This is a genomic window from Thauera aminoaromatica (assembly GCF_000021765.1).
Classification (GTDB): Bacteria; Pseudomonadota; Gammaproteobacteria; order Burkholderiales; family Rhodocyclaceae; genus Thauera; species Thauera aminoaromatica.
The window spans coordinates 2,339,766-2,364,821 of the sequence record NC_011662.2 but is presented as its reverse complement, the minus strand read 5'-3'; the positions used below and the strand labels follow the sequence as shown (position 1 = coordinate 2,364,821).

Here is a 25,056-nt window from a genome sequence, read left to right as displayed (position 1 = left end):
CGCTATCTCTGTGCCGCGTGCCGCGCGGCAGTGCTGATCTGCAGCCACTGTGATCGGGGGCAGCGCTATTGCGCCGCCGGCTGCGCCCAGCGTGCCCGCGCGGCCTCGCTGCGGGCAGCCGGCACGCGCTACCAGGCGAGCTTTGCGGGGCGCCTGGCGCACGCGCAACGCCAGCGCCGCTACCGCGCGCGACGCCAGGAAGTGACGCATCAGGGTTCCCCGCCGCCGGCCCCGCCTGTTGAAGTAAGGACCGCGCCGACCGTGCCCGAGTCCGTACCGTCCGCGAGCGGGCAGTGCCACCTGTGCCACCGTGTGCTGTCCCCGTTCGTGCGTCAGGACTTCCTGCACTCCCCGGTTCGGCGCCCCTGTCCGCGATCCGAACGGAGTCCGCCCCGCCATGGCCCTGTCCCCTGAACACGAAGCGCAGATCCTGCGCTACTACCACGCCGAGCGCTGGCGCATCGGCACCATCGCCGTGCAGCTCGGGCTGCACCGCGACACCGTCGCGCGCGTGCTCGCCCAGGCCGGCCTGCCCCGGCACGGCCCCGTGCAGCGCGCCTCGGCGATCGACCCCTATCTGCCCTTCCTCCACGAGACGCTCGCGCAGTTTCCGCGCCTTACGGCCGCGCGGCTCTACGACATGGTGCGCGCACGCGGTTACCCCGGGCGCCCCGATCACTTCCGCCACCTCATCGCCCGCCACCGCCCGCGCCCGAGCGCCGAGGCCTACCTGCGGCTACGCACCCTGCCCGGCGAGCAGGCCCAGGTCGACTGGGGGCACTTCGGGCACCTGACGATCGGGCGCGCACGCCGTCCGCTGATGGCCTTCGTCATGGTGCTGTCGTGGTCGCGCCAGATCTATCTGCGCTTCTTCCTCGATGCGCGCATGGAGAACTTCCTGCGCGGCCATGTCGGCGCCTTCGAGTGCTGGGGCGCGGTGCCGCGCATCGCCCTCTACGACAATCTGAAGAGCGCGGTGCTCGAGCGTTGCGGCAACGCGATCCGCTTCCACCCGACCCTGCTCGCGCTCGCCGGCCACTACCGCTTCGAGCCGCGCCCGGTGGCGGTGGCGCGTGGCAACGAGAAGGGGCGCGTCGAGCGCGCGATCCGCTACGTGCGCGAGGCCTTCTTCGCCGGATGCGCCTTCGCCGATCTGGACGACCTCAACGCGCAGGCCCAGGCCTGGTGCGAGGGCGCCGCCGGCGCGCGGCGCTGCCCCGAGGACGCCTCGATGACGGTGACCGAGGCCTTCGCGGCCGAGCGCGAGCGCTTGCTCGCGCTGCCCGAGGCGCCGTTCCCGACCGATGAGCTGCGCGCGGTGTCGGCGGGCAAGACTCCGTACGTGCGCTTCGATCTGAACGACTACTCGATCCCCCACACCCATGTGCAGCGCCCCCTCACCGTGTGCGCCGACCCGCTGCGGGTGCGCATCCTCGACGGCGAGGACGTCATCGCCACCCACGCGCGCAGCTACGACCGCCGCCAGCAGATCGAGTGTGCCGCGCACCTCGAGGCGCTCGTCGCGCACAAGCACGCGGCCCGCGCCCACCGCGCCACCGACCGCCTGACGGCGGCCGTGCCGGCCTGCCAGGCGCTGCTCGCCCAGGCCGCCGAGCGCGGTGAGCCGCTCGGGCGCACCACGCGTGCGCTCACCGACCTGCTCGATCGCTACGGGGCGGGCGAACTGGCCGTCGCCGTCGACGAAGCACTCGCGCGCGGCGTGCCGCATCCCAACGCGGTACGCCTGGCGCTCGAGCGCCGGCGCGAGGCGCCCCCGCCGCTGGGCGTGCCGCTACCCGCGCATCTGAAGACGCGCGACGTCACCGTGCGCGCCCACCCCTTGGCCGGCTACGACCGCCTGCTGGAGGACGACCATGACGACGCCTGAACCGCTGCTCGCGCGCGCCCGCGCGCTGCAACTGCACGGCGTGGTGAGCCACTGGGCCGAGTGCGCCCAGGCCCCGTGGATCGCCCCGCTCATCGAGTGGGAGGAGACCGAGCGCGCCCGACGCTCACTCGAGCGCCGGCTGCGCTGCGCGCACATCGGCCGCTTCAAGCCGCTGGCCGACTTCGACTGGCGCTGGCCCGAGCAGTGCGACCAGGCCGCCATCGCAGAGCTGATGACGCTCGGCTTCCTCGAGACCGCCACCAACGCCTTGCTGGTCGGCCCCTCCGGGCTCGGCAAGACCACCATCGCGCAGAACATCGCCCACCAGGCGGTGCTGCGCGGGCACACCGTGCTCTTCACCACCGCCGGCCAACTCCTGGGCGAGCTCGCCGCGCTCGACTCCGACTCGGCGCTGCGCCGCCGCCTGCGCCACTACGCCAGCCCCACGCTTCTGGTGATCGACGAGGTCGGCTACCTCTCCTACTCGAACCGCCACGCCGATCTGCTCTTCGAGCTCATCAGCCGTCGCCACGAGAAAAAGAGCACCCTCATCACCACCAACAAGTCCTTTGCCGAATGGTCCGAGGTGTTCCCCAACGCCGCCTGCGTGGTCGCGCTCATCGACCGCCTGGTCCATCACGCCGAGATCATCGCCCTCAAGGGCCCGTCCTGGCGCCACAAGGAAGCCCAGGAGCGCGCCGCCACCAACGCCCGCAAACGCAAATCCGCACGGAGTCCCGCATGAAGACCGACCACCCGCCGTCCGGGCTGCTGCGCGGTCTGGACCTGCTCATCGACGCCGACTGGACGCCCGAGCAGGCCCGGGCCGTGATCGAGCTGCTCGACGATCTGCGCGAGCGCATCTGGGCGCACTACGAGCTCGCCCTGTTCGAGCACTACCGCCAGGACCGCCTCACGCAGGCCGAGCTGCCGTTCGACGATCCGTCGTTCTGATCGAGCCCCGCCCCCCAGCACAACGAGGGCCGACGCGCGCGGCCCTCGTGCCGTTTACGGCGCCGCCGGCGCCCACTCGACGACGCCGTTTAACGACGCCAGATTTGTGCGGAATCAGGGAGCCGGCAACAACACAAAAGCCGAGATTTTCAGCGTTGCGCGTGTCGGTCATCAGCGGAGAACCACCAGTCTCCCCAACCCCGTAGCCCAGACCTATATTTCACTACGAGTTGTCGAGCACTGGGGGGAAATTGTCTCTCACTACAGAAAATCGAAAATCAGTGCCAGCAGACCCCGGTTCCTTCCGAACGGAGGACGGGCAACAAGCATCACCTCGATGCAACTCTTGTATGACCGAAAAATTGCCAAATCGGCCGGCTACAGGTTCATGCTGAAAACAGATCTGTCCCGCTTCTTTCCGACGATCTACACCCACTCGGTACCTTGGGCCGTGCACACGAAGTCCAAAGCAAAGAAGAATCGCGGGCTCACTGCGAAATGGTACGGAAACTTTTTGGATTTGGATCTGAGACAGTGCCAAGACGGGCAAACCATCGGGATTCCGATTGGTCCCGACACTTCTCATATCATCGCAGAAGCGGTAGCCACAGCCGTAGACGTCGAATTCCACAAGCACTTCAAAGGCTGGCCTGCCGGATTCCGCTACGTGGATGATTATTTTCTGTTTTTCGAGACAGCCAAGGAAGCAGAGCGGGCATTGGCTGCGCTCATTCGCTCCCTTCGGGAGTTCGAGCTTCAAATCAATTTTGAGAAGACCAAGACGTGCCCCGTAATAGAAATCACAGAGGACTTCTGGACGCATAAGCTACGCGCCTTTGATATAGCCCCGAAGGGGCGACGGCACGCATCCGATTTGAATCACTTCTTTGAACTTGCCAAGGACTTGGCCAAGGAAAACTCCGATGAGAGCGTAATGCTTTACGCCCTCAAGCGCGTGTCTGCCACTATCGTCAGAAAGGAATGTTGGGACGCCTTTGAGGCTCACTTGTGCCATGTTGCGATGGCATATCCAAACACTTTGCAGACCGTTGCCAGAATCCTTGCGTCTTATGCGCGTGTCGGGTACCCACTGACTAAGGAGAGGCTTTCCCGCACGATCAACTCAATAATCGAAGATCATGCCCCCGTCGGGCACCATAGCGAGGTTGCATGGAGCTTATGGATGGCTAAAGAACTCGACCTCAAAGTTACCGCGAAGAATATCGACTCCGTCGCTGAAATGAACAGTTCAGTGTGCGCATTGCTCTTGATGGATATGGATGCTTCGGGACTACTGCCAAAAGCTCCGCCTACGGTCTTTTGGCGTAGTCATCAGACAACCGATGCTCTTTGGGGGGAGTTGTGGCTACTGTCCTACGAGGCAGGGGTGCGCGGTTGGGCTGGCTTCAACTCCGCGCACGTAGCGGCCGACCCGCATTTCTCCGTCCTGATGAATGCGGGAGTCCGGTTCTACGATGACACCGTAACGCTATCTCCGCTTTTCCAGGTCAAGCCAGCTGCTTTGAAAGCTAAAAACCTCGAAAACGAAAATGACTTCTTTAATCTCGACTTCGACGACGACCTCGAAGAGTTACTCATTCACGACCCTGGCGAAGGCACCTACGAGCATGGCTTACTTTTCTCGGAGGGCCAAGAGGAAGGCGACGAGAAAAACGAAACGGGAGAGATTTACGAGATTCCGTTTTGAGTCTAAGAATCGGATCCAACGTCCGATCACTGAATTGGACCGGATCACTTACTTAATTCAGACGGACGGTAGCTCCGGCCGACATGTTGACTGTTGCCAACGGTATCGGGCATGTCGTCGGCCGGAGCGGCCATTGAGGTCAGATCTTGTCGGCGGCCGGTCTCGATCAGATACCGGAGGCCGTCGGAGAAAAGCTGCCGAAATTCACGTAGAACTTCATTCTCTAGGTTCCCCTGTGCATACTGTCCGAAAAGGAGCCCGGCCCCGAGACGACTGAGCCGACGCCCCGGCAGAGATCGTGGCAGCGGCATCAACCTACACTCCTTTCCCGCCATATTCTTTCCTTCCTTACTTTGCGCGATTCGCACGGCGCTGAGGACAAGGAGCAGACATCGGAAAGAAGTGCGCTGGTTACCGGACATTGATGTCATCGACCATGCGAAAATGCGGGCTGGTTGAAGAGAGTGTTAGCAGGGATGGTTTTTCAAGCGTTTGCCACGCGCTATTGAGCAAGAACAAGAATGATGAATAAAGAAAACTTACTTAAAGTCATCGCAGACAGTGGCTACAACATCGGTTTCGGGGCCAAGAAGAACTTCGCAACATTCGACATCGTCGAGAAGGCGCCAGGTTGGCTTGGATTTCTGTCCCTCATAGTAGGCATCTACGCGCTATTCGTGCCCGAGCTGGCAACCAACCACATCAGCGCAGCGATGGTGGTCTTTGGAATCACCACCCTCTACATCAGCTTCTACTTGCCGGACAAAGAGCGGTACGAGAAGGCAGGCATTGAGCTGACAGGAGGCTTTCATCGGCTCCGCGCCCTCTACTACGAAGTCAGGTCACTCCCTGACGGCGCCGACTTCACGAAGCAAGTCGCCGAGCACGACGCAATCGTACGGGCCTCGCTGAACAGCACGGTCTCCAAGCAAATATTCCTTAGCGACTGGTATGCCCACTTCAAGTTCTTCTGGCAGCAGCAGACTGACTGGCTCGACGAGCAGAAGCATTTCAAGTTGCTCAGGGATAAGCTGCCCCTTTCCTTCTCTCTTACCGTCCTGCTCGCTCTCGCTGGGGCGGGAGGGTGGGGCTACTGCAACGGCCTTCCTACGCCTTGCGCTATCTTCCAATAACGACACGAACGAGGAAAACGGTTGTCCGCAAATTTGTTTGAGCAATTCCGCACAAATCTTCAGGTCGCCAACAGCGACGCTATTTCAAATTCCTATCGGGCGATTACGAAGCGCCTGAACAAGGATTTCTGGGATATCGACTCGGAAGAACAGCACTGCTTGCAGGTGGGCTCCTACGGCCGACATACGGCCATCAGGGACGTGAGCGACCTCGACATGGTCTTCGAGCTCCCTCAATCGGTCTATGAACGTGTCTCGAAAGTCAATGCTAACGGCCCGTCACAACTTCTTCAGGAGGTAAGAAAATCACTGAAGGAACGTTACCCGGCAAGCGACATTCGAGCAGCGCAACAAGTTGTCCAAGTCCACTTCGAAAAGTACCGTATAGAGGTTTTGCCCGCTTTCAAGCAAGCGGACGGTCGATACCGCTACGGCGACGCCAACGACGGAGGGTCTTGGGACAACTACTGCAACCCGCGGGCAGAAATCAATGCCCTCAACACTCAGAATAAAACCTCAAATAGAAATCTGAAGCGTGTCTGCAAGATGCTCCGCGCTTGGAAGAACAAGCACGGCGCCCCGATGAGCGGGATGCTGATTGATACGCTTGTAAGCAGATTCTTTCAGGAAAACACTTCGTACAATGATAAATCTTACTCTTCATATCCAGCACTGACGCGTGACGTTTTCGCCTTTCTCGGGAACTTGGACGAGCAAGACTATTGGTTAGCTCCAGGCAGTCGCTCACGAGTACAGACGAAAGGAAAATTTCAACGCAAAGCCAAAAAGGCTGCTGCAAAGTGTCAGGACGCGTTGGACGCGGGAAAAGACACAAAGAAGGTCAAACTCTGGAAGGAGGTGTTCGGTCGCCGCTTCCCCAGTCTGCAGACCGATTCTGCTACCAAAGCTTTCGTCGAGGCGCGTCAAGATACCAAGACGGAGCAGTTTATTGAGGACCTATACCCCGTCGATATTCAGTACAGCCTCGACATCGAGTGCATCGTTGCTTATGCCGGCAACGAGGAAACGCGTTATCGATTCATGGAAAGTGTATTTCCATGGTTGAAGCTTGGCCGCAGCCTCACTTTCATAATCGTGAACTGTAATGTGCCCGAGCCGTATGAGATATTTTGGAAGGTGCGGAACGTAGGCGTCGTCGCGGAGCGGCGAAACATGATTCGGGGCCACATTACTCGCGACACCGGGCGTCGTCAGGCAGTCGAAACCACAAGCTTTGGAGGCGAACACTTCGTGGAGTGCTATGTGATAAAGGACGGAATTTGCGTCGCGCGAGACCTCATTGAGGTTCCTATTGAGATTACATAGTGAAAATGTTGCTGGCGCCTAACTGCATAATTCTCCGAGAGCACGCGCTTGCCGTCCGCTAATTCCTCACTAATTCAAGGGAACCTCAGAGACTCCCGCTCTTGCCGAAAGCGCCCACGCAAACATTGATTTTCCGTGTCTTGATTTTCGGAAACTGAGATTTTTTCGAGGTATCCTGAAATGAAAAGTGGTCGCTCGACCATCGTTTCTCAGCTACGATTGCTGACCGACAGGTTCCTGTCGTTGGCGGCGCAGGACCTCAATGAACGCTTAGGCCGACAAGCTGTCGCCTCCCGCTTCCAGAGCCACGACATGATGAAGCGACATGCATGCGTATGGGTCTATTTGTGCCCTCGTTCCCCTCGCTCCGTAAGCACCCGGCGAACCCACCTTCCCCCAGCCGCTTAGCCCATTGAAGATCGTGTCCATCAATTTTGATGGTGGAGACGATGGATGTGTCTATCCCGCGCCGGCGTCGGCGCATGCATACGGAAACCTTCAAGCAGTCGGTGATCGCGGCGTGTCGCGAACACGTCTAGATGGCTGGTTTGGCGCTGGCCAACGGCCTGAACGCCAACCAGATTCGCGCTGGATGCGCGAGCGCGGCATCGCGCCACCGAGCCGGCACAAACCGACCTGCGCTGAACGCACGGCATTGGCTGAGCGGGGCTTTGTACCCGTGCAGGTGGCCCCCCAATCGAGACGTTGATGATCCGCCTCGAGGGGCAGCATGGCATGTGGGGCCCGGGCCGGAAACCTCTACGACTTAGGCCCCTCCAAGGACCGTCCGAAAGCAAAACTAAAGATTGCCCATGCTCATCAATGCAGACTTCTCGCGCCCTGCTGCGCTTACGTTCAAGGATTACAAGTGGATTGCATCGCCGCAGGCCGGCGTCGAGCGCGTGATGCTGGACCGCGTGGGCGAGGAGCGCGCGCGGGCGACCAGCATCGTGCGCTACGCCGCGGGGGCCCGATTCCCGCATCATCAGCATCCCGGCGGCGAGGAGATATTGGTGCTTTCCGGCACGTTTTCCGATGAAGACGGGCACTACCCTGCAGGCTGGTACCTGCGCAATCCCCCCGGCTCGGGTCACCGGCCGTTCAGCGACGAGGGCGCCGTCATCTTCGTCAAGCTGTGGCAGATGCCCGGGCATGAGACGCGTTGCGTGCGCATCGACACGAACGATCCCGCGTCGTGGCGGCGCGACGGCGAGCGCGAGATCTGCCAGCTCTTTTCGGCGGATGCGGAGCAGGTGTGCCTGCAACGCTTGACTGGCGGGCAGGCGGTGTTGCCCGACCCGGTGGATGGCGCAGAACTGTTGGTGCTGGCGGGAGCGCTGCGTGCGGGCGGCCAGTCGTACGAGCGTGGCAGCTGGGTGCGCTTGCCCGCAGGGGCCTATCCCGAGTTTGTTGCCGCGGCCGAGGGCGCGAGCTTCTACCTCAAGACGGGCCATCTGCGCGACGTGACGGGCGTGGCCTGATGCTGCAGACAACGCATGTCGCTATCGTCGGCGGTGGCTTGAGCGGTCTGTACGCCGCCTACCTGTTGCAGCAGCGGGGCCTCCGGGACTACGTGCTGCTTGAGGCGCGCGAGGTGCTCGGTGGTCGCATCCGGTCCGTGCTGGCTCCGGGCGGCGCCCTTGATCGCGGAGGAGAACCCGTCAATCGCTTCGATCTCGGGCCGTCCTGGTTCTGGCCCGGCTACCAGCGCCAGCTGGATCGACTGGTGGATGCGCTGGGCCTCGCGCGCTTCGCGCAGTTCGAGGACGGCGACATGGTGGTGGAGCGTTCGCTGTATGCTGCGCCGGAACGGATGCGAGGGTACGCGAGTGCGCCGCCGTCGATGAGGCTAATGGGCGGCATGGCGGCGCTGACCGATGCCTTGCGCCACCAGTTGGACCCGGCGCGGATCTTCACCGGTCACTCGGTGCGCGCGCTGCGTGCCGCCGATGCGGGGGTCGAGTTGGAGTGCGTCGAGGTCTGGGGTCGCGTGACGACCTGGCGCGCGGCGCAGGTGCTGCTCGCGCTGCCGCCACGGCTGGCCGAGACGCGCATCGCCTTCTCGCCGGCCCTGCCGGAGGTGCTTTCGCGTCGATGGCGCGCAACGCCGACCTGGATGGCGCCGCACGCCAAATATCTTGCGGTCTACGACACGCCGTTCTGGCGCGAGCGAGGACTCTCCGGTGAAGCCCGGAGTGCCTGCGGACCGCTTGGCGAGATCCATGATGCGTCGATCCCCGGGGGCAGCGCTGCCCTGTTCGGGTTCTTTGGTGTGCCGGCCGCGGTGCGCAAGGAAGTATCAGAGGCGGCGCTGCGAGAGGCTTGCCGTACCCAGTTGGCGCGTCTCTTCGGCCCACAGGCAGCCGCGCCGCGCGGGGAGTTCATCCAGGACTGGGCGCTGGAGTCATACACCGCGACCCTGGCGGATCTGGATTCGGTCGGCCATCACGCGGAAGCGCCGCCTCCGGCGGCGGCGAGTGGTCCCTGGTGCGGCCGGCTGATGGGGGTCGCCAGCGAGTGGTCGCCGCAGTTCCCGGGCTATGTTGCGGGCGCTATCGAAGCGGCCAGCCTGGCGGTCGCGATGCTGGCCGACGTGGAAGACGAACTGGCCCCCTTCAGCGAGAGGTGAAGCCGCGTCAGGCGCGAGTCAGTGCTTACATCGACTTTGATTTCGCTCTTCCCCTCAAGGTCAATCCGCCTTTGAGCACCGTCCAAAAAGAAGCCCGCCGAGGCGGGCTAATCCCGAAATCACCCCCGCGCCTTGCGGCGCGAGAGGCAACCACGACGCACATCCTGATTTCGGGGAGGGAGATCGTCTAAAGCGCGACGCCGCACCGGCTCAGGCCTTGGCAGAATCGCGGCGGAACACCAGCGGCGCGCCGCCGTGCGAGCGCTTGACCATCCACTGCGCGAGCGCCGAATCCATGTAGTCGGCATGGCCGGGGAACCAGTCCATCAGCGCCTGTGCCAGCTCGCGCACCAGGACGGCATTGCCCGCGGCAAGCTCCTGCTGCACTTCGCGCACCGAGGCCAGCACCTTGGCGTGCTCGTCGATGTGGCAGTCGGCGGCCGGAAAATCCGTGCCTCTCATCCAGCCGTCTTCCTGCTCGAAATGGGCCACGGCATGCGCGGCAAACGCGTCCAGGGCTTGCGCCAGTCCGGCGTCCGGCGCCGTCAGCAGCGCATCGACCAGGGTCACGAACTCGCGGTGGGTGTCGTCCATCGACGTGTAACCGAGTGAGTACCGGTCCGTCCAGTCGAATCCCGGATGCGCCTCCGTCATTTCTGTCTCCGATGATTGCCGAGGCTCCTTGCCCGGCCGTCAGCCACCCAACCCTACCGGGCTAGGTGTCCTATTTGCGATGCAGGTGAACAACGCTACATGCTCACTTGCGGTGCCCTGTCACAAATTATCGTATGCCAAGGCGAAGTCAATCTCGGCGCGGCCAAGCGCTTCTCGGCCAGATGCACTCCAGTGGTCTGGTATTTCCACTGAAAGTCGCATCCGACCTTGAGCGCGATCATCCGCACAAATCCTAGTTATGCAGATGGAGCAATCCCCTTCGCCCGCGCCAGATTCAGCGCCGTATCCTCGATCATGTCCTCCTGCCCGCCGACCATGCCGCGCCGGCCCATCTCGACCAGGATCTCGCGCGCGGGCACGCCGTACTTCTTCTCGGCCCGCTTGGCGAACAGCAGGAAGGAGCCATACACCCCGGCATAGCCCAGCGTGAGCGCGTCGCGGTCGATGCGGATCGGGAAGTCCATGATCGGCACCACCAGGTCCTCGGCCACGTCCTGGATCTTGAACACGTCCACGCCGGTCTCGATTCCCATCAGGTCGCACACCGCGATGAAGACCTCCATCGGGGTGTTGCCCGCACCGGCACCCAGCCCGGCGGCGGCGGCGTCGATACGGGTGGCGCCGACTTCGAGCGCCGCGAGGCTGTTGGCCACGCCCATGGCGAGGTTGTGGTGGCCGTGAAAGCCCAGTTCCGTTTCCGGTTTCAGCGCGTCCCGCACGGCACTGAGGCGCGACTTGACCGTGTCGGGCAGCAGGTGCCCGGCCGAGTCGGTGACGTAGATGCAGTTGGCGCCGTAGCTCTCCATGAGCTTGGCCTGCTTCACGAGCCCTTCGGGGCTGTTCATGTGCGCCATCATCAGGAAGCCGACGGTGTCCATGCCGAGCTTGCGGGCCATGCCGATGTGCTGCTCGGAGACGTCGGCCTCGGTGCAGTGGGTGGCCACCCGGATGGTGGAGACCCCGATCTCGTGCGCCATCTTCAGGTGATCGACGGTGCCGATGCCCGGCAGCAGCAGCGCCGAGACCTTGGCCTGCTTCATCAGCGGGATCACCGCGCCGAGGTATTCCTCGTCGCTGTGGGCGGGGAAGCCGTAGTTCACCGAGCTGCCGCCCAGACCATCGCCGTGGGTGACCTCGATCAGCGGGATGCCCGCTTCGTCCAGGCCGACGGCGATGGTCTTCATCTGCTCGAGCGTCATCAGGTGGCGCTTGGGGTGCATGCCGTCACGCAGGGTCATGTCGTGGACGGTGATCTTCTTGCCGCGAAGTTCCATGTTCATCTCCTTCGTCTGGTCGCCGCTCAGGCCACCATCGTGGCGCGGTTGGATTCGAGTTTCAGGCGCCCGGCGAGGATCTCCTCGGCGAACATCTCGGCGGTGCGCGCACCGGCCGCGGTCATGATGTCGAGGTTGCCGGCGTACTTGGGCAGGTAGTCGCCCAGGCCTTCGACTTCCAGGAAGACCGAGACGCGGTTGCCGTCGAACACCGGGCCGTTCACGAGGCGGTAGCCGGGGACGTACTTCTGCACTTCGCGGATCATGGCGTGGATGGATTCGGTGATCGCGGCCTGGTCGGGCTCGGTCTCGGTCAGGCAGTGCACCGTGTCGCGCATGATCAGCGGCGGCTCGGCCGGGTTCAGGATGATGATGGCCTTGCCCTTCTTGGCGCCGCCCACCTTCTCGACCGCACCGGCAGTGGTACGGGTGAATTCGTCGATGTTCTTGCGCGTGCCCGGACCGGCCGATTTGCTCGACACGGTGGCGACGATCTCGCCATAGGCCACCGGCTGCACGCGCGACACCGCTGCGACCATCGGGATCGTGGCCTGGCCGCCGCAGGTGACCATGTTCACGTTCATCTCGCCCTTGCCGACGTGCTCGGCGAGATTGACCGGCGGCACGCAGAACGGGCCGATCGCCGCGGGGGTGAGGTCGATCATCAGCACGCCCAGCTCGTTCAGCTTGCGGCTGTTCTCGGCATGGACATAGGCCGAGGTGGCGTCGAAGGCGATCTGCACGCCGTCAGCGACCACATGCGGCAGCAGGCCGTCGACGCCCTCGGCGGTAGTCTTGAGGCCCATCTCGCGCGCACGCGCCAGGCCTTCGGAGGTGGCGTCGATGCCCACCATCCACACCGGCTCCAGCACCGGGCTACGCTTCAACTTGTACAGCAGGTCGGTGCCGATGTTGCCCGGACCGATCAGGGCGCATTTGATCTTGTTCATGAGGACTTCCTGAAAACGCATGACTTGAGGATGCAGGCCGCACGGCCCCCCACGAGGAGAGGGAGAGAGAGGAGCCGTGCGACTGCAATCGGGAAGCAGAAACGGGTCGGAGGCTGTCGTGCGCTCAGACGAAACGCACGGCGCAGCTTCCGATACCGCCAATCGTGACGCGCAAGTTGTCGCCAGCCTTCACGGGCACCATGGCGCCAAGCGCCCCCGACAGGATGATCTCGCCCGCCTTCAGGCCAATGCCCAGTCGGCCGAGCGTGTTCGCCAACCACACCACAGCATTGACCGGCGAGTTCATCGTCGCCGCACCTGCGCCCGTCACTACGACCTCGCCGTTCTTCTCGAGCACCATGCCGCAGGTGATCAGGTCCACGTCGCGCGGGTCGATGAGCGCGGAACTCAGTACGAATACGCCGCAGGAGGCGTTGTCCGCGACGGTGTCCTGGATCTTGATCTTCCAGTCGCGGATGCGCGAATCGACGATCTCGAAGCAGGCCATCACGCCTTCGGTGGCGCGCAGGACATCCGCCGCTGTCACGCCTGGCCCCATCAGATCGTGCTTGAGCACGAAAGCGATCTCGCCTTCGGCCTTGGGTTGGATCAGCGAGGACGCCGGAATCGGGTCGCCCGAGTTGAACACCATTGCATCGGTCAGTATGCCGAAATCGGGCTGATTCACGCCGAGCATGTTCATGACTGCCTGCGAGGTCACGCCGATCTTCTTGCCGATGATGCGCTCGCCGTCCCGCAGACGGCGGGCCATCAGCTGCTGCTGGATGGCGTAGGCATCGTCGACCGTCACGTCTGGATGATGGGAGGTCAAGGGATCGACCACTTCGCCCTTGCGTAGCGCTGCGTAAAGCAACTCGGCGGCGTCATTGACCAAGGAGTTATTCATCATGTTTTCATTACCTACATTGCAGTTTCGGGATTTTTCGATGCGAACTCATCACGCCCCGCTTACTTGGGCACTACCCTGCTTGAGATGAACCTTGGAGGAGCAATTGCCTCGGTCCCCAATCAGCAAGGACGCAAGCGCGGGAATCATCACGACCGCCCCAAACATGTTCCACAAGAACATGAAGGTCAGTAACAGGCCCATATCCGCCTGGAACTTGATCTCTGAGAAAATCCATGTCGCCACACCCAGGGCAAGCATGACTCCGGTCAACGCCACCGCCGCGCCGGTTGTCTTCAGCGTCTCCAGATAGGCTTCCTTGAGGGCCAGTCCCTTCTCCAGGTAATACTCGAGCTTGTTGTAGAGCCGGCTGGAAGCCCTGCGCCGGGCCGGCATTGTGGAGCGCGTGGCGGAAGGGCTATGGAAGGTGCCGGACGACCTGGCCGAGCGTGGCCGCCAGTACGACGCGCAGCGCCTGGGCGGCGTGGCTGTGGAACTGAAATCGCACTTGCCCATCGAGCGGCAGGCCCGCGTGATCGGTTCCACCTGGCTCGACCAGCAGTTGATCGGTGGCGGCTCGGGCCTGGGCGACCTGGGCTTTGGTGGCGACGCCAAGCAGGCCATGCAGCAGCGCGCCGACTTCCTGGCCGAACAGGGGCTGGCCGAGCGGCGTGGCCAGCGCGTGATCCTGGCGCGCAACCTGCTGGGCACGCTGCGCAACCGGGAACTGGCGCAGGCCGCCAAGGACATTGCGGCCGAAACCGGCCTGGAGCATCGCCCGGTGGCCGACGGCCAGCGCGCGGCAGGCATCTACAGGCGCTCCGTCATGCTCGCCAGCGGGCGCTACGCGATGCTCGATGACGGCATGGGGTTCAGCCTGGTGCCGTGGAAGCCAGTGATAGAACAGCGGCTGGGTCAGCAGCTCGCGGCCACAGTGCGCGGTGGCGGGGTGTCTTGGGAGATTGGGCGTACACGCGGGCCTGCTATCAGTTGAGGCGGTGAACAAAACGTTTTTCGCAACACGATACGGAAGGCTTGCACACGTTCCGATCAAGAAAGCATCGAGCGCGCACGGAGGTCATCCGCTCGTTCTGCACTTGACTAAATTATTCGATAAAATATAGTTCGATCGTACGAACTTGTTTAGAATCTGACATGACCAAGACTCCGAGATGCTCATGAACCGCTTGACTACCTATGCGCTCGGTCTCCATAGACCCGTACCGTCGGTCTGGGAGGCTGACACGCAGATCACAGGTGGGGGCACGCAGGCGTGCATGGCGGCTGTGCTGTCCATATGCGTATTTCTGCTCGCTGCCTGCACGGATGGCTCAAGCTCGCCTCGATCCGCATCCACGCCAGTCGCTGCAGAAGTTGCCGTGGTACGGCAGGCACGATTGCCTGTTACCAACGATGTGACTGGCAACGTCGTCTCTGATGGACGCATCGACGTGGCTTCGCGCGTGACCGGATTCATTCGCCAACTCGATGTTCGCGAGGGCCAGGCGGTCAGGCGCGGCGACCTGCTGTTGCGCATCGACGCCTCCGACATCGACGCGGCCATCGCACAGGCACGCGCCGGCGTGCAGGCCGCCCAGGAGGCTTGGCGGGATGCGCAGCACGACGTGAATCAGAACGCGCAACTGGTGCCGGCTGGCGCGATCTCGGCCGATGCGCTGCGCAAGTCCAAGGTGCGGGAGGAAACCACCCGCGCGACGCTGGAACAAGCGCAGTCGGCGTTGGCGGCGGCACAGGCGCAGCGCAACTACGTGGCCATCACCAGTCCGGTGGACGGCGTAGTCGTCTCAGTGGCCCGGCGCAGCGGCGAAATGGCAACTCCCGGCGCGTCGCTGATGACGGTGGAGTCGCGCGAGGTCTTGCTGTTCAAAGCGTTCGTGCCCGAGCGCAGCCTGGCGGCAATCAAGTCCGGCGACTCGATTCCCGTGCGCATCGACGCGCTGGGCGATGAGCGCTTCAAGGGACGGGTTCGGGGCGTGGTGCCATCGGGCGATGGCGTGACCCGTCGCTACGAGGTGGACATCGTGCTGCCGCGGGACGCGCGCCTGCTACCGGGAATGTTCGGCCGCCTCGAAATCCTGCTGGACGAGAAACAGGCCGTCACGGTGCCGCGTGCGGCCCTTGTGCGACGCGGTGGCTTGGACGGCGTGTTCGTGCTCCAGGACGGCGTGGCGCGTTTTCGATGGCTGCGCACCGGTCAGCGCCTGGGCGATGTGGTGGAGGTGACCGCCGGCCTGTCGGACGGAGAAACCATCCTCGCCAGCGTCGCCGACACCGTCCATGACGGCATGCCGATCCAGGTCGTCGGGGGCGCGCGATGACGTCGCGGCGCCTGAACTTCGCGGGTTTTCTCGCGAAGCACTTCATCACCTCCAAGCTCACGCTGGTCTTCATCATCGCCGTGGCGTTGATGGGTGTCGTGGCGGTGCTGCAGACCCCGCGCGAGGAGAACCCGCAGATCATCGTGCCCGCCGCCGCCGTGGTGGTCGGCCTGCCCGGTGCCTCGGCCGCGGAGGTCGAATCGCTGGTGGTTACTCCGCTCGAAGGCATCCTGAGCGAACTGCCCGGCGTTGATCACATTGAGAGCACTTCCCGCAACTCACAGGGAATCGTTCAGGTGCAATTCAAGGTCGGTGAATCCAAGGAGCAGTCGCTGGTCAAGCTCTATGACCGCGTGATGGCCAGCCGTGCCTGGCTGCCTGCCGATGCCACGACGCCATTGGTGCAAAGCGTCGACGCGGACGACGTGCCGATCGTCACCTTCACGCTGGCTTCGTCGAAATACGATGACTACGCGCTCAACCGCATGGCCGAACGCATGGCCGAGCGCCTGCGCAGTACCGAAAACGTCTCGGTGGTTTCCTTGCGCGGCGGGCAGCACCGCGAAATCACCATCGAACTGGACCCCGATCGCCTACAGGCTTACGGCGTGACCCTCGGCCAAGCCCGAGCGGCCTTCCCAACCAGCAACCTGACGTTGCCACTGCAGCCCACCGTACGTGACGGTCAGATACAAGCCATCAAGCTGGATGCGGCCTATACCTCGGCCGAGGATGTGCGTAACCAGCTCATCGCCGTGCGCGACAAGCGGCCGGTTTACGTGCGCGACGTGGCCACCGTCACCGACGGCCCGCCGTCGGAGCCGGCCACGGCCAGCCGCCTCTCCTTCGGTCCCGGCTATCCACGCTTTGGCACGGCCGATGCCACAGACCTGCCCGCCGTCACCATCGCTGTGGCCAAAAAGAAGGGCACCAATGCCGTGGTGGTCGCCAATGCAGTGATCGACCGCATGCAGCGCATGCAGGCCACCTTCGTGCCCCAGGACATCCAGGTCGTGGTGACGCGCAACGACGGCCAGAAAGCCGACGACGCGGTCAACCTGCTGCTGGAACACTTGGCGATCGCCCTAGTCACCGTGGGCCTGGTGCTGATCCTCTTCCTGGGCTGGCGCGAGGCGTTGATCGTGATGATCACGGTGCCGTTGATCATGGGCATCACGCTGGCGGCCAACCTGCTGGGCGGCGTCACCATCAACCGCGTCACGCTGTTCGCGCTGATCCTGGCGCTGGGGCTGCTGGTGGATGCCGCCATCGTGGTCATCGAAAACATCCACCGCCACTACGCCAGCCGCAAACCGAAGGCGGACAAGGAGGCGGAAACCGTGCTGGCGACCAACGAGATCGGCAACGCCACCAACTTGGCCACCTTCGCGGTGATGCTGGTCTTCATCACCCTGCTACTGGCCCTGACCGGCATGCCGCGCCAGTATTTTTTCCCGGTGGCGGTCACTGTGCCGGTCGCCATGGCCGCTTCCATCGTGGTGGCCTACATCGTCGTGCCGTGGGCATCCAATCGCTGGCTTCATCGCCACGACATCCAGCAGGAAGAATCAGAGCACGGGCAACAGTCCCATGGTCATGGCGCACCGGGGCGGATCGAACGCCTCTACCTGCGCCTGTTCGGCCCTCTACAGCAGCGCAGAAACGTGCGCATCGGCTTCGGTCTGGCGGTGCTGTTGCTGATGACGGTCTCGCTGATGCAAGGCGCCTGGCAGTTCGTCCGTCCGGCGGGCGTGGGCGGGGCTGTGTCCGCGCTGGGCGTGCCGATCGGCTTTCTGCCCAAGGATGACCAGAATACTTTCAACGTGGTGGTTTCGATGCCGGAAACCACGCCGGTGGAAGACACCGATCGCCTGGTACGCCAGATCACCACGGTGCTGGCACAGGAACCGCACGTGCTCAACTACCAGACTTGGGTCGGCCAGGCAGGTGTGGCCGACTTCAACGGTCTATTCAAGGGCACCTCCGTGCGTGCTGGCAACCACGTCGCGGAAATCCGCGTCAACCTCATCGACAAGCGTCACCGCAAGGAAAGCTCCATCGACATCGTGCGCAAACTGCGTCCCCTGGTGGAGTCCATTCGCACAGCCTGGCCCGGTGCCGAGGTGGCACTGGTGGAGCAGCCGCCGGGTCCGCCGCTGCGCTCGACCGTTTTGGCGGAAATCTACGGCCCCGACGCCGAGGGCCTGCGCGCGCTGTCGGCCCAGGTACGCGGGGCCTTCGCACAGACCTACGACATCGTCGACATCACCGACACCGAACCAGAAGATGTGCGGGAGCACCGCATCGTGCCGGACAAGGACAAGGCCGCGCTCTCCGGCGTCTCGACTGCGCAGATTGCCGAGGCGCTGACGCTGGTCTACGGCGGCACCATCCTCGGCCGCGCCCACCTGCCGGACGAGAAACTGCCGGTGCCAGTCAGGGCCTTCGTGCCGCGCCGCTTCGAGGTCGATCCCGCCCGGCTCGACCGGGTATTCGTGGACAACGCCGCCGGCCAGCCCGTGCCGCTGGTGGAGTTGGTCAAAGTGGTCCCCGCATCGGTCGATCGCCCCATCCTGCACCGCGACAACGAGAAGGTCACCTTCGTCGGCGCGGAAATGTCGGACTCGGTGCCGCTGTACGCCGTGCTCGACCTGCAGCGGCGCTTGCACGGCATCACCGCGCCGGACGGACGTCCGCTGCGCACCGGCAACCTGCGCTTCAAGGAGGACGTGCCCGACACCATCGACGGCTACCAGTTGCTGTGGGGCGGCGAGATACGCATGACGCTGGACGTGTACCGGGATCTCTCCCTCTCCCTCAGCGGCGCCCTGCTCATCATCTATTTCGCGCTGGTCGCCTACTACCGCTCGTTCATCGTTCCGCTGGTGGCCATGTCGGCCGTGCCGCTCGGCATCATCGGCATCTTTCCTGGGCACTGGCTAGTCGGCATGGATTTCTCCGCGACATCCATGGTCGGCATCATCGCGCTGGCGGGGGTGGTGATCCGCAACTCGCTGCTGATCATCGACTTCATCCAGGACAACATCCGCCACGGCATGCCGCTGAGGGAGGCCGTGCGCCAGGCCGGCGCGGTGCGTCTGCGGCCCATCCTGCTGACGATGCTGGCGATCATCTTCGGCTCGGCCGTCATGGTGACCGACCCGGTCTTCGGGGGCCTAGCCGTCTCGCTGATCTTCGGCACGCTGGTCTCGACTGCGCTGACCGTGTTCGTCGTACCGCTGCTCTACGAGCTGCATGCGAAGCGCCATGCAACCCCGGCGGCCACAGGAGCAGACCATGCATGAGAATGACCGCGGTACATCCCCTCGCAGTCGCCAGGCCCGCCCAGGCCATGAGACCGGCCCATCGGCCCGCCATCGGCTCGTCGGCACGCTGGCGGTGGCGGTGCTGGCGATGCTGAGCGGTTGCGCCTCACTGGCACCCGCGCTCGATCCCATAGCGCTCCCCGTCGCATCGAACTGGCGGACGCAGCCCGACACGCCGGGCGTTGCGGCCGCGGCTGACCTGGCGTGGCGCGAGTACTTCACCGACCCGGCCTTGCAGGCGCTGATCGAGACCGCGCTGGAAAACAACCGCGATCTGCGCGTGGCGGTGCTGCGCACCGAGGAGGCGCGCGCCGCCTTCCGCATCCAGCGTGCGCAGCAGGCGCCAATGGTCGGCGTGGGGGCGCAGCAAATCCGCACTGGCCTGCCCGATGGGCTACAGCCGCTGGCGGGCCGCTCGGTCCTGGAGGTCAACGTAGCCTCCGTGGGCATCAGCAGTTGGGAGTTGGACCTGTGGGGCCGCGTACGCAGCATGAAGACCGCCGCATTGGAGCAATGGCTGGCCACCGAGCAGGGCCACCGCGCCGTGGAGTTGGCGCTGGTCGCCCAGGTCGCCGATGCCTACCTGGGCCTGCGCGAACTCGACGAGCGCATCGCGCTGGCAAGGCGCACCGTTGAAAACCAGCAAGAACTGGAACGAATCTTCCAGAAGCGCTTGGAGCTGGGCCATGGCTCCCGGCTCGAACTGACCCAGGTGCGTACCCTGCTCAGCCAGGGCAAAGCCCTACAGGTGCAGCTCGAATTACAGCGCGAACAGCAGCGCAATTCCCTGGCGCTACTGCTCGGCAGCGACCCCCAATTGCCGCCGCCATCGGCCCCGATGGATGAAGCCCTGGTCATGCCCGAACTGAGGCCCGGGCTGCCATCGGACCTGCTGGCGAACCGCCCGGACATCCTGGCCGCCGAGCATGCGCTGCGGGCGCGCCAGGCCAACATCGGTGCGGCGCGCGCCGCGTTCTTCCCACGCATCGCACTGACTGGCGGCGCCGGCTCGGTCAGCACCAGCCTGAGCGACCTGTTTTCGTCGGGCACCCGGGCATGGTTGTTCCAGCCGACGATCGAACTACCGATCTTCGATGCCGGTATGCGACAGGCCAATCTCGACGTTAGCGTCGTGCGGCGTGACATTGCCATTGCCGAATACGAACGCGCGATCCAGGCAGCATTTCGCGACGTTTCCGATGCCCTGGCCGCAAGGCAGAAGCTCACCGAGCAGCTCGTCGTGGCGCGCCAGGCGCACGCCGAGCAGAGCGAGCGTTTGAAACTGGCGCGGATGCTGTTCGATGCTGGCTCGGCGGCGCACCTGGAGGTACTGGACGCCGAGCGCGACCTGCTTGCCGTCGAGCAGCAACTGGTGCAGGTACGCAGGGCGGCCTTGTCAAGCCAAATCGGGCTGTACGCGGCGCTGGGCGGTGACACGAACCAGCCCCCGAAAAGATGAGGAAACGCAATGTTCTGGCAGGCACTGACCGCGATGCGTGATCTACGGCGCTTGCACGAAATCGCCTCGATCCTAGTCCGCTACGGGTTTGGCGACATGGTGCGCCGGATGGGGCTGTCCAACGTCTTGGAGCGGGCGGGGACGGCACTGCACTGGAACGAAGCGACAGACTTCGCCCACATGACGCCCCCTGAACGAGTGCGGCGGGCGCTGGAGGAAATGGGGCCGACTTTCGTCAAACTCGGCCAGGTGCTCGCTACCCGGGTCGATCTACTCGAACCCGAGTGGACCGCCGAATTCGGGAAGTTGCAGGACAGCGCACCGCCCGCTCCCTGGGCAGCCGTACATCAGCAGCTCACCGAAGACCTCGGCGCGCCACCCGAGGAAATCTTCGCGGCCTTCGATCCCGAGCCCTTGGCGGCCGCTTCCATTGCGCAGGTGCATCGGGCGCGTCTCGAAGATGGCGGCGAAGTCGTGGTCAAGGTGCGCAGGCCCGGCATTCGGCCCATTCTGGAAGCCGATCTGCGCTGGCTTGCGCGCTTGGCCGAACTCGCCGAGACGGAGCGCGCGGAATGGCGCGTCCTGCATCCGCGCGAGATGGTGCGCCAGTTCGGCCAGTCGCTGCGCAATGAACTCGATTTCGCCGGCGAATGCCGCAATGCCGAACGCATCGCCGAGAACTTCACCGGTTATACCGATCAGGACTCGCCTCCTGTCGTCCCGGGCGAGGAGAAGCCGGACGCGGATGGCGCACATCCCATCATCGTCATTCCCCGCGTGTATTGGCAGTGGACCGGCGAGCGGGTCTGCGTACAGGAATTCATTGGTGGTATTTCCGGGCGCAGGCTTCAGGCCGTAGATCAGGCTGGCCTGGACCGCAAGATGCTCGCACGGCGTGGCGCCAATGCCGTACTGAAGATGATCGTCGAGGACGGGGTGTTTCACGCTGACCCCCATCCGGGCAACGTGTTCTATTTGCCGGGCAATCGAATCGCCTTCATCGACTTTGGCATGGTTGGCAGGCTGGAGGAGGAACGCCGCGACCAGTTGATCCGCCTGCTGCTGGGGCTGGTGAGGAACGACGCCCGCAGCGTCGTCGACGTCATGCTCGAATGGACGAGCGACGGTGTGGCAAATGAGCAGGATCTGTTGTTGGAAGTCCAGTCTTTCATCGATCGCTACCACGGCGTGCCGCTGAAGCAACTGCGGTTGAGCGCAATGTTGTCCGACCTCGTAGCGATCCCGCGCCAACACCACCTTGTCCTGCCTAACGATCTGTCCTTGCTGATAAAAGCCTTCGTCACACTGGAAGGCTTGGGCCGCGAACTCGATCCCGGCTTCGACATGGCCAACCAGGTACTGCCGCTGCTGGAGCGTGCCATGCACGCGCGCTACTCCCCGGCAACGCTGCTCAGACGGGGGCGGCGGGCGGCCGGTGACATCTTCTCGTTGCTGGCTGGCTTGCCCCAGGACATCTCCCGGCTGTTGCGAGCCGTCCGCCGAGGCCGTCTCGAAGTACACATCGACGTCACCCATCTGAGACGGGTCGGCGATCAACTCGACAATGCCGCCAACCGCCTGGTGATCGGGATCGTCGTCGCCGCGCTCATCGTCGGCTCGTCCATCGTCATGACCGTGTCGGGAGGACCGACGCTTCTGGGGTTACCGGTTTTCGGCCTTCTCGGATTCCTGGGCGCGGTGGCCGGCAGCCTATGGCTTCTGCTTTCCATTCTGCGCAGCGGGAGAGGACGATGAGCAGCATCGGGAAGGTCGTCATCTTCTATTCCTCCATCGGATACGGACACATCAGTGCCGCGCAATCCATTCAGGACGAGATACGGCGGCGATCTCCGGCGACCCGGGTGCTGCTGCAGGACATCCGTACGTTCATGCATCCGGTGTGGCGACGGGTTGACGAGCGCCTGTACTGGTTCGTAGCCAACAATCTGCCAGCGTGCTTCGATAGTCTGTTCCGTGCGATGCAGGCGCGCGGTAGTCGTGTGGCCTCGCTGTCGATGCTGCCCAATGACTATCCGGAAGAGAGCGTATCGGCCTACTTGACCGCGCAGCGGCCGGATGCCGTTCTCGCCACCCACTACGGGGCAGCCCAGGTGCTGGGAACATTGCGGGAAAAAGGACTGCTGTCCGACACGAGAATCGGCTGGCTGCACACGGACTTCTTCGAGGGCTATTTCCCACGCATCTCCAAGCGGATCGACCGTACCTTTCTTGCCCACCCGGAACTGGAAACGCGCTGGCTGGCCGCGGGCGTTCCGGCCGACAAAGTCGTTACCAGTGGCATGCCGGTGCCTATTTCCGCGGCATCCGCCGACGCCCGCCGTGCCACGCTCCAGGGCCTAGGGCTGTCGGTGGACGTGCCGACCCTGCTGCTGACCGGCGGCAAGGAAGGGGCGGGCGACTATCTGGGGGTCGTCGAAAGCATCGTTCGCCGCTGCCCGGGCCGCCTGCAGATCATCGCGGTGTGCGGCACGAATACGCGGCAATACGAGGCGCTTGCCGATCTGCGCGAAAGGCTGCCGGACACGGTGACGTTGAAGCCGCTGGGGCTGCTGCCGCGCAGCGAGATGGCGTCGTGCATGGCAGCCACCGACATCCTGGTCACCAAGGCCGGCGGGATGACGCCCGCAGAGGCTTTTGCCCTCGGGGTGCCGACCGTGCTGCTCGACGTGATCAGCGGCCATGAACGCGAAAACGCCGCGCTGTTCCAGCGCCAGGGCCTGGCCCGGTTCGCGGCCAGCGCCGACGATGCGGGCAGATCCGTGATGGAACTGCTGGGCGACCCTGCCGAGCGCGAGGCCATGCTGCGAGCCCAGCAGGAGTTCCGGCAGGGCATCGACATCGCGAGCATCGTGCGGTTTGCGCTGGACGATGGCTTCCGGCCAGGCCGCCCGCTGCCCGGCTATGGCGTCGAGAACGGCGCGCCCGTCCAGGGCATCGATCAGGCGCTGGCGCAACTGGATTCCGAAGCACCGGCAGAGGTCGAGCTGCTGTTGTCCTACGCCACGTCCAAAACGCCGCAACGGGTCGTTCTCGAAAACCCGTTCGGGCATCTTGCCGTGCGCATCGGCGACACCGTCTACAGCGCGAACTACATCGCGGACCCGTCCGTCGACCCGAACTTCCTGCAGCACGTGAGCCTGGCGGACTACCTGTACGGCATCCATCGTCCGTCCCGTTCGCAAGTTCACACCAACACCTACGGCATGGCCTATGGCCGTGAGACGCTCGGGCTGCGGGTCCAAGGCATTCCCGCCGAGCGCCGTGCGGCGATGGTGGTCGAGGCCCACCGCATCGAAAACGGATTCCGGGACGCAAGCCTGCGCTGGAGCAGGAGCGATCTCAATTGCGCCGACGTGGTTGCGCGAATTCTCGCCGCCGGTGGCTACGACGACCGCTCCTTGTACGACCGGGCGGGTCTGCCGAGCATGCCGCTGGATTTGTTCGAGCGGATGCGGGCGCACTTCGAGGCCGATACTTCCTTGCGGGAAGAACTGGTGGCCTACCGATTGCTGCCTGGAACGCAGGCAAGCTACCGCTTCTCCCGTTTTCCGCTGTCGGTCGGGCAGCCATTGCGCTCGATGGCGCGCGTCCTGAGCGATGCACCGCGGGATGCGCTTGAGCAGGCAGCGACCCGGCAGGTCACTGGTTATTTCGGCGACCGGCGGCTCTACGTGGAGGACCTGCGGGCATGCTGGCCAGCTTCGGAATCTGCGGACTCCTCCTTGACCGGCCGTCCTCATTTGGCGCTGGAGCAGGCCATCCTCGCCGATCTGCGGCGCCTGCTCGCGGTATGCGTGAAACTGCCGCTCAGGCGGATCGAACGCCTGGGCAGCTTTCCCGCCGCGCACGAGTTCCACCGTCTCGTCGGCCGCGGGCTCCAGCTCGCCCGGCTCGCCACCGAACATGTGGAAGATGATGTGCGTCCCCGCACCGATCGCCTGCGCGCGCTGTTCACCCGGCTCGTGGAGGACTACGGGCGGATTGACCCGCAGCGTTTGGAGTCGCGCCGTGTGCGGTCATACCTTGCGCGGCTTCGGGCGTTCGAGTCGGCGCTCGGACGTGAACTCGTGCCCGCCGGTCCTTCGTGGGCGCTCCTGCCCGCCTGGTGGCACAGGATGGCGGCACTCGCTCGCACCGGTGCGCGGTCGCACCCTCGCAGCAGGGGGGTGAAGGGGTTCAGCGGCATGCGGATTGATTCGGGCGAAGTCGAGCCCAACGGCGATGCGAAAGAGCACGGTGCACATCCTCTTGAAGCCGATCCGGCCACGCGCTTGACGCTTGGTGGCCTGGAAAAACCCATTCAGGGCTTCCAGGAGGCTGTCAGCCTGGTAGGTCTGGGTCCAGGCGGCGAAGCCCTCAAAGGAGCTTCGGATCAGCCAGGCGACGTCCCTCATCGGCTTGAGACCCCTATGACCGTTGCCACTGACCATGAGGCACCCGATTTTTCGCAATTCCATTACCATTGAA

At 64.0% G+C, this 25,056-nt stretch carries 19 protein-coding genes; 14 read left to right on the top strand and 5 right to left on the bottom strand.

Annotation, left to right across the window (positions count from 1 at the left end):
• The first annotated feature begins 397 nt into the window (after nucleotides 1-397).
• The 8 genes from istA to TMZ1T_RS10320 all read left to right on the top strand — a co-directional run bounded on the left by istA (nucleotide 398) and on the right by TMZ1T_RS10320 (nucleotide 9,638).
• Nucleotides 398-1,888 carry an IS21 family transposase gene (istA, locus tag TMZ1T_RS10355; RefSeq protein ID WP_012585351.1) on the top strand — a complete coding sequence of 497 codons (1,491 nt, stop codon included), beginning with the start codon at nucleotides 398-400 and terminating at the stop codon, nucleotides 1,886-1,888.
• Nucleotides 1,875-2,633: an IS21-like element helper ATPase IstB gene (istB, locus tag TMZ1T_RS10350; protein WP_011254920.1), complete on the top strand. Its 759-nt coding sequence runs from the start codon at nucleotides 1,875-1,877 to the stop codon at nucleotides 2,631-2,633. Before istA ends, istB begins: the two co-directional genes overlap by 14 nt.
• Nucleotides 2,630-2,842 carry a hypothetical protein gene (locus TMZ1T_RS10345; protein ID WP_004359146.1) on the top strand — a complete coding sequence of 71 codons (213 nt, stop codon included), beginning with the start codon at nucleotides 2,630-2,632 and terminating at the stop codon, nucleotides 2,840-2,842. Before istB ends, TMZ1T_RS10345 begins: the two co-directional genes overlap by 4 nt.
• Before the next feature lie 106 nt (nucleotides 2,843-2,948).
• Nucleotides 2,949-4,550 carry an RNA-directed DNA polymerase gene (locus tag TMZ1T_RS10340; protein WP_012585350.1) on the top strand — a complete coding sequence of 534 codons (1,602 nt, stop codon included), beginning with the start codon at nucleotides 2,949-2,951 and terminating at the stop codon, nucleotides 4,548-4,550.
• A 521-nt stretch (nucleotides 4,551-5,071) separates the two neighbouring features.
• Complete coding sequence (locus tag TMZ1T_RS10335; RefSeq protein WP_012585348.1) at nucleotides 5,072-5,683, top strand: SLATT domain-containing protein; 612 nt, start codon at nucleotides 5,072-5,074, stop codon at nucleotides 5,681-5,683.
• Nucleotides 5,684-5,704: 21 nt separating this feature from the next.
• The gene (locus tag TMZ1T_RS10330) at nucleotides 5,705-7,009 is read left to right on the top strand and encodes an SMODS domain-containing nucleotidyltransferase (protein WP_012585347.1); all 1,305 of its coding nucleotides are present in this window, start codon (nucleotides 5,705-5,707) and stop codon (nucleotides 7,007-7,009) included.
• A gap of 812 nt (nucleotides 7,010-7,821) precedes the next feature.
• On the top strand, nucleotides 7,822-8,490 hold the full coding sequence (locus tag TMZ1T_RS10325; protein WP_012585346.1) for a cupin domain-containing protein: 669 nt from the start codon (nucleotides 7,822-7,824) through the stop codon (nucleotides 8,488-8,490).
• Nucleotides 8,490-9,638, top strand: a complete 1,149-nt coding sequence (locus TMZ1T_RS10320; protein ID WP_012585345.1) for a flavin monoamine oxidase family protein — start codon at nucleotides 8,490-8,492, stop codon at nucleotides 9,636-9,638. Before TMZ1T_RS10325 ends, TMZ1T_RS10320 begins: the two co-directional genes overlap by 1 nt.
• 210 nt (nucleotides 9,639-9,848) lie before the next feature.
• On the opposite strand, the gene TMZ1T_RS10315 is transcribed toward TMZ1T_RS10320, so the two are convergent.
• The 5 genes from TMZ1T_RS10315 to TMZ1T_RS10295 all read right to left on the bottom strand — a co-directional run bounded on the left by TMZ1T_RS10315 (nucleotide 9,849) and on the right by TMZ1T_RS10295 (nucleotide 13,840).
• A complete protein-coding gene (locus TMZ1T_RS10315) occupies nucleotides 9,849-10,292 on the bottom strand; it encodes a bacteriohemerythrin (RefSeq protein ID WP_004254645.1) in 444 nt (147 codons plus the stop codon).
• Between the two features lie 257 nt (nucleotides 10,293-10,549).
• Nucleotides 10,550-11,587, bottom strand: a complete 1,038-nt coding sequence (gene dmpG, locus TMZ1T_RS10310) for a 4-hydroxy-2-oxovalerate aldolase (protein ID WP_012585344.1) — start codon at nucleotides 11,585-11,587, stop codon at nucleotides 10,550-10,552.
• A gap of 26 nt (nucleotides 11,588-11,613) precedes the next feature.
• Nucleotides 11,614-12,537: an acetaldehyde dehydrogenase (acetylating) gene (locus tag TMZ1T_RS10305; RefSeq protein WP_012585343.1), complete on the bottom strand. Its 924-nt coding sequence runs from the start codon at nucleotides 12,535-12,537 to the stop codon at nucleotides 11,614-11,616.
• A gap of 124 nt (nucleotides 12,538-12,661) precedes the next feature.
• Nucleotides 12,662-13,444 (bottom strand): 2-oxopent-4-enoate hydratase, encoded by a 783-nt coding sequence (dmpE, locus tag TMZ1T_RS10300; RefSeq protein ID WP_041589648.1) that lies wholly within the window; start codon nucleotides 13,442-13,444, stop codon nucleotides 12,662-12,664.
• 51 nt (nucleotides 13,445-13,495) lie between these two features.
• Nucleotides 13,496-13,840 carry an MMPL family transporter gene (locus TMZ1T_RS10295; protein ID WP_041589647.1) on the bottom strand — a complete coding sequence of 115 codons (345 nt, stop codon included), beginning with the start codon at nucleotides 13,838-13,840 and terminating at the stop codon, nucleotides 13,496-13,498.
• A gap of 31 nt (nucleotides 13,841-13,871) precedes the next feature.
• Here TMZ1T_RS10295 and TMZ1T_RS10290 point away from each other — a divergent pair, with 31 nt between their 5' ends.
• The 6 genes from TMZ1T_RS10290 to TMZ1T_RS21790 all read left to right on the top strand — a co-directional run bounded on the left by TMZ1T_RS10290 (nucleotide 13,872) and on the right by TMZ1T_RS21790 (nucleotide 25,055).
• Nucleotides 13,872-14,438: a DUF3363 domain-containing protein gene (locus tag TMZ1T_RS10290; protein ID WP_455431903.1), complete on the top strand. Its 567-nt coding sequence runs from the start codon at nucleotides 13,872-13,874 to the stop codon at nucleotides 14,436-14,438.
• A 283-nt stretch (nucleotides 14,439-14,721) separates the two neighbouring features.
• Nucleotides 14,722-15,783 carry an efflux RND transporter periplasmic adaptor subunit gene (locus TMZ1T_RS10285; protein WP_012585341.1) on the top strand — a complete coding sequence of 354 codons (1,062 nt, stop codon included), beginning with the start codon at nucleotides 14,722-14,724 and terminating at the stop codon, nucleotides 15,781-15,783.
• Nucleotides 15,780-19,088: an efflux RND transporter permease subunit gene (locus TMZ1T_RS10280; protein ID WP_012585340.1), complete on the top strand. Its 3,309-nt coding sequence runs from the start codon at nucleotides 15,780-15,782 to the stop codon at nucleotides 19,086-19,088. The genes TMZ1T_RS10285 and TMZ1T_RS10280 overlap by 4 nt, the downstream gene beginning before the upstream one ends.
• Complete coding sequence (locus tag TMZ1T_RS10275; protein WP_012585339.1) at nucleotides 19,081-20,568, top strand: efflux transporter outer membrane subunit; 1,488 nt, start codon at nucleotides 19,081-19,083, stop codon at nucleotides 20,566-20,568. Before TMZ1T_RS10280 ends, TMZ1T_RS10275 begins: the two co-directional genes overlap by 8 nt.
• Before the next feature lie 9 nt (nucleotides 20,569-20,577).
• Nucleotides 20,578-22,323: an ABC1 kinase family protein gene (locus TMZ1T_RS10270; RefSeq protein ID WP_012585338.1), complete on the top strand. Its 1,746-nt coding sequence runs from the start codon at nucleotides 20,578-20,580 to the stop codon at nucleotides 22,321-22,323.
• Entirely contained in the window at nucleotides 22,320-25,055 is a 2,736-nt protein-coding gene (locus tag TMZ1T_RS21790) for a UDP-N-acetylglucosamine--LPS N-acetylglucosamine transferase (RefSeq protein ID WP_012585337.1), read from the top strand. The genes TMZ1T_RS10270 and TMZ1T_RS21790 overlap by 4 nt, the downstream gene beginning before the upstream one ends.
• The last annotated feature ends 1 nt before the right edge of the window (nucleotide 25,056 follow it).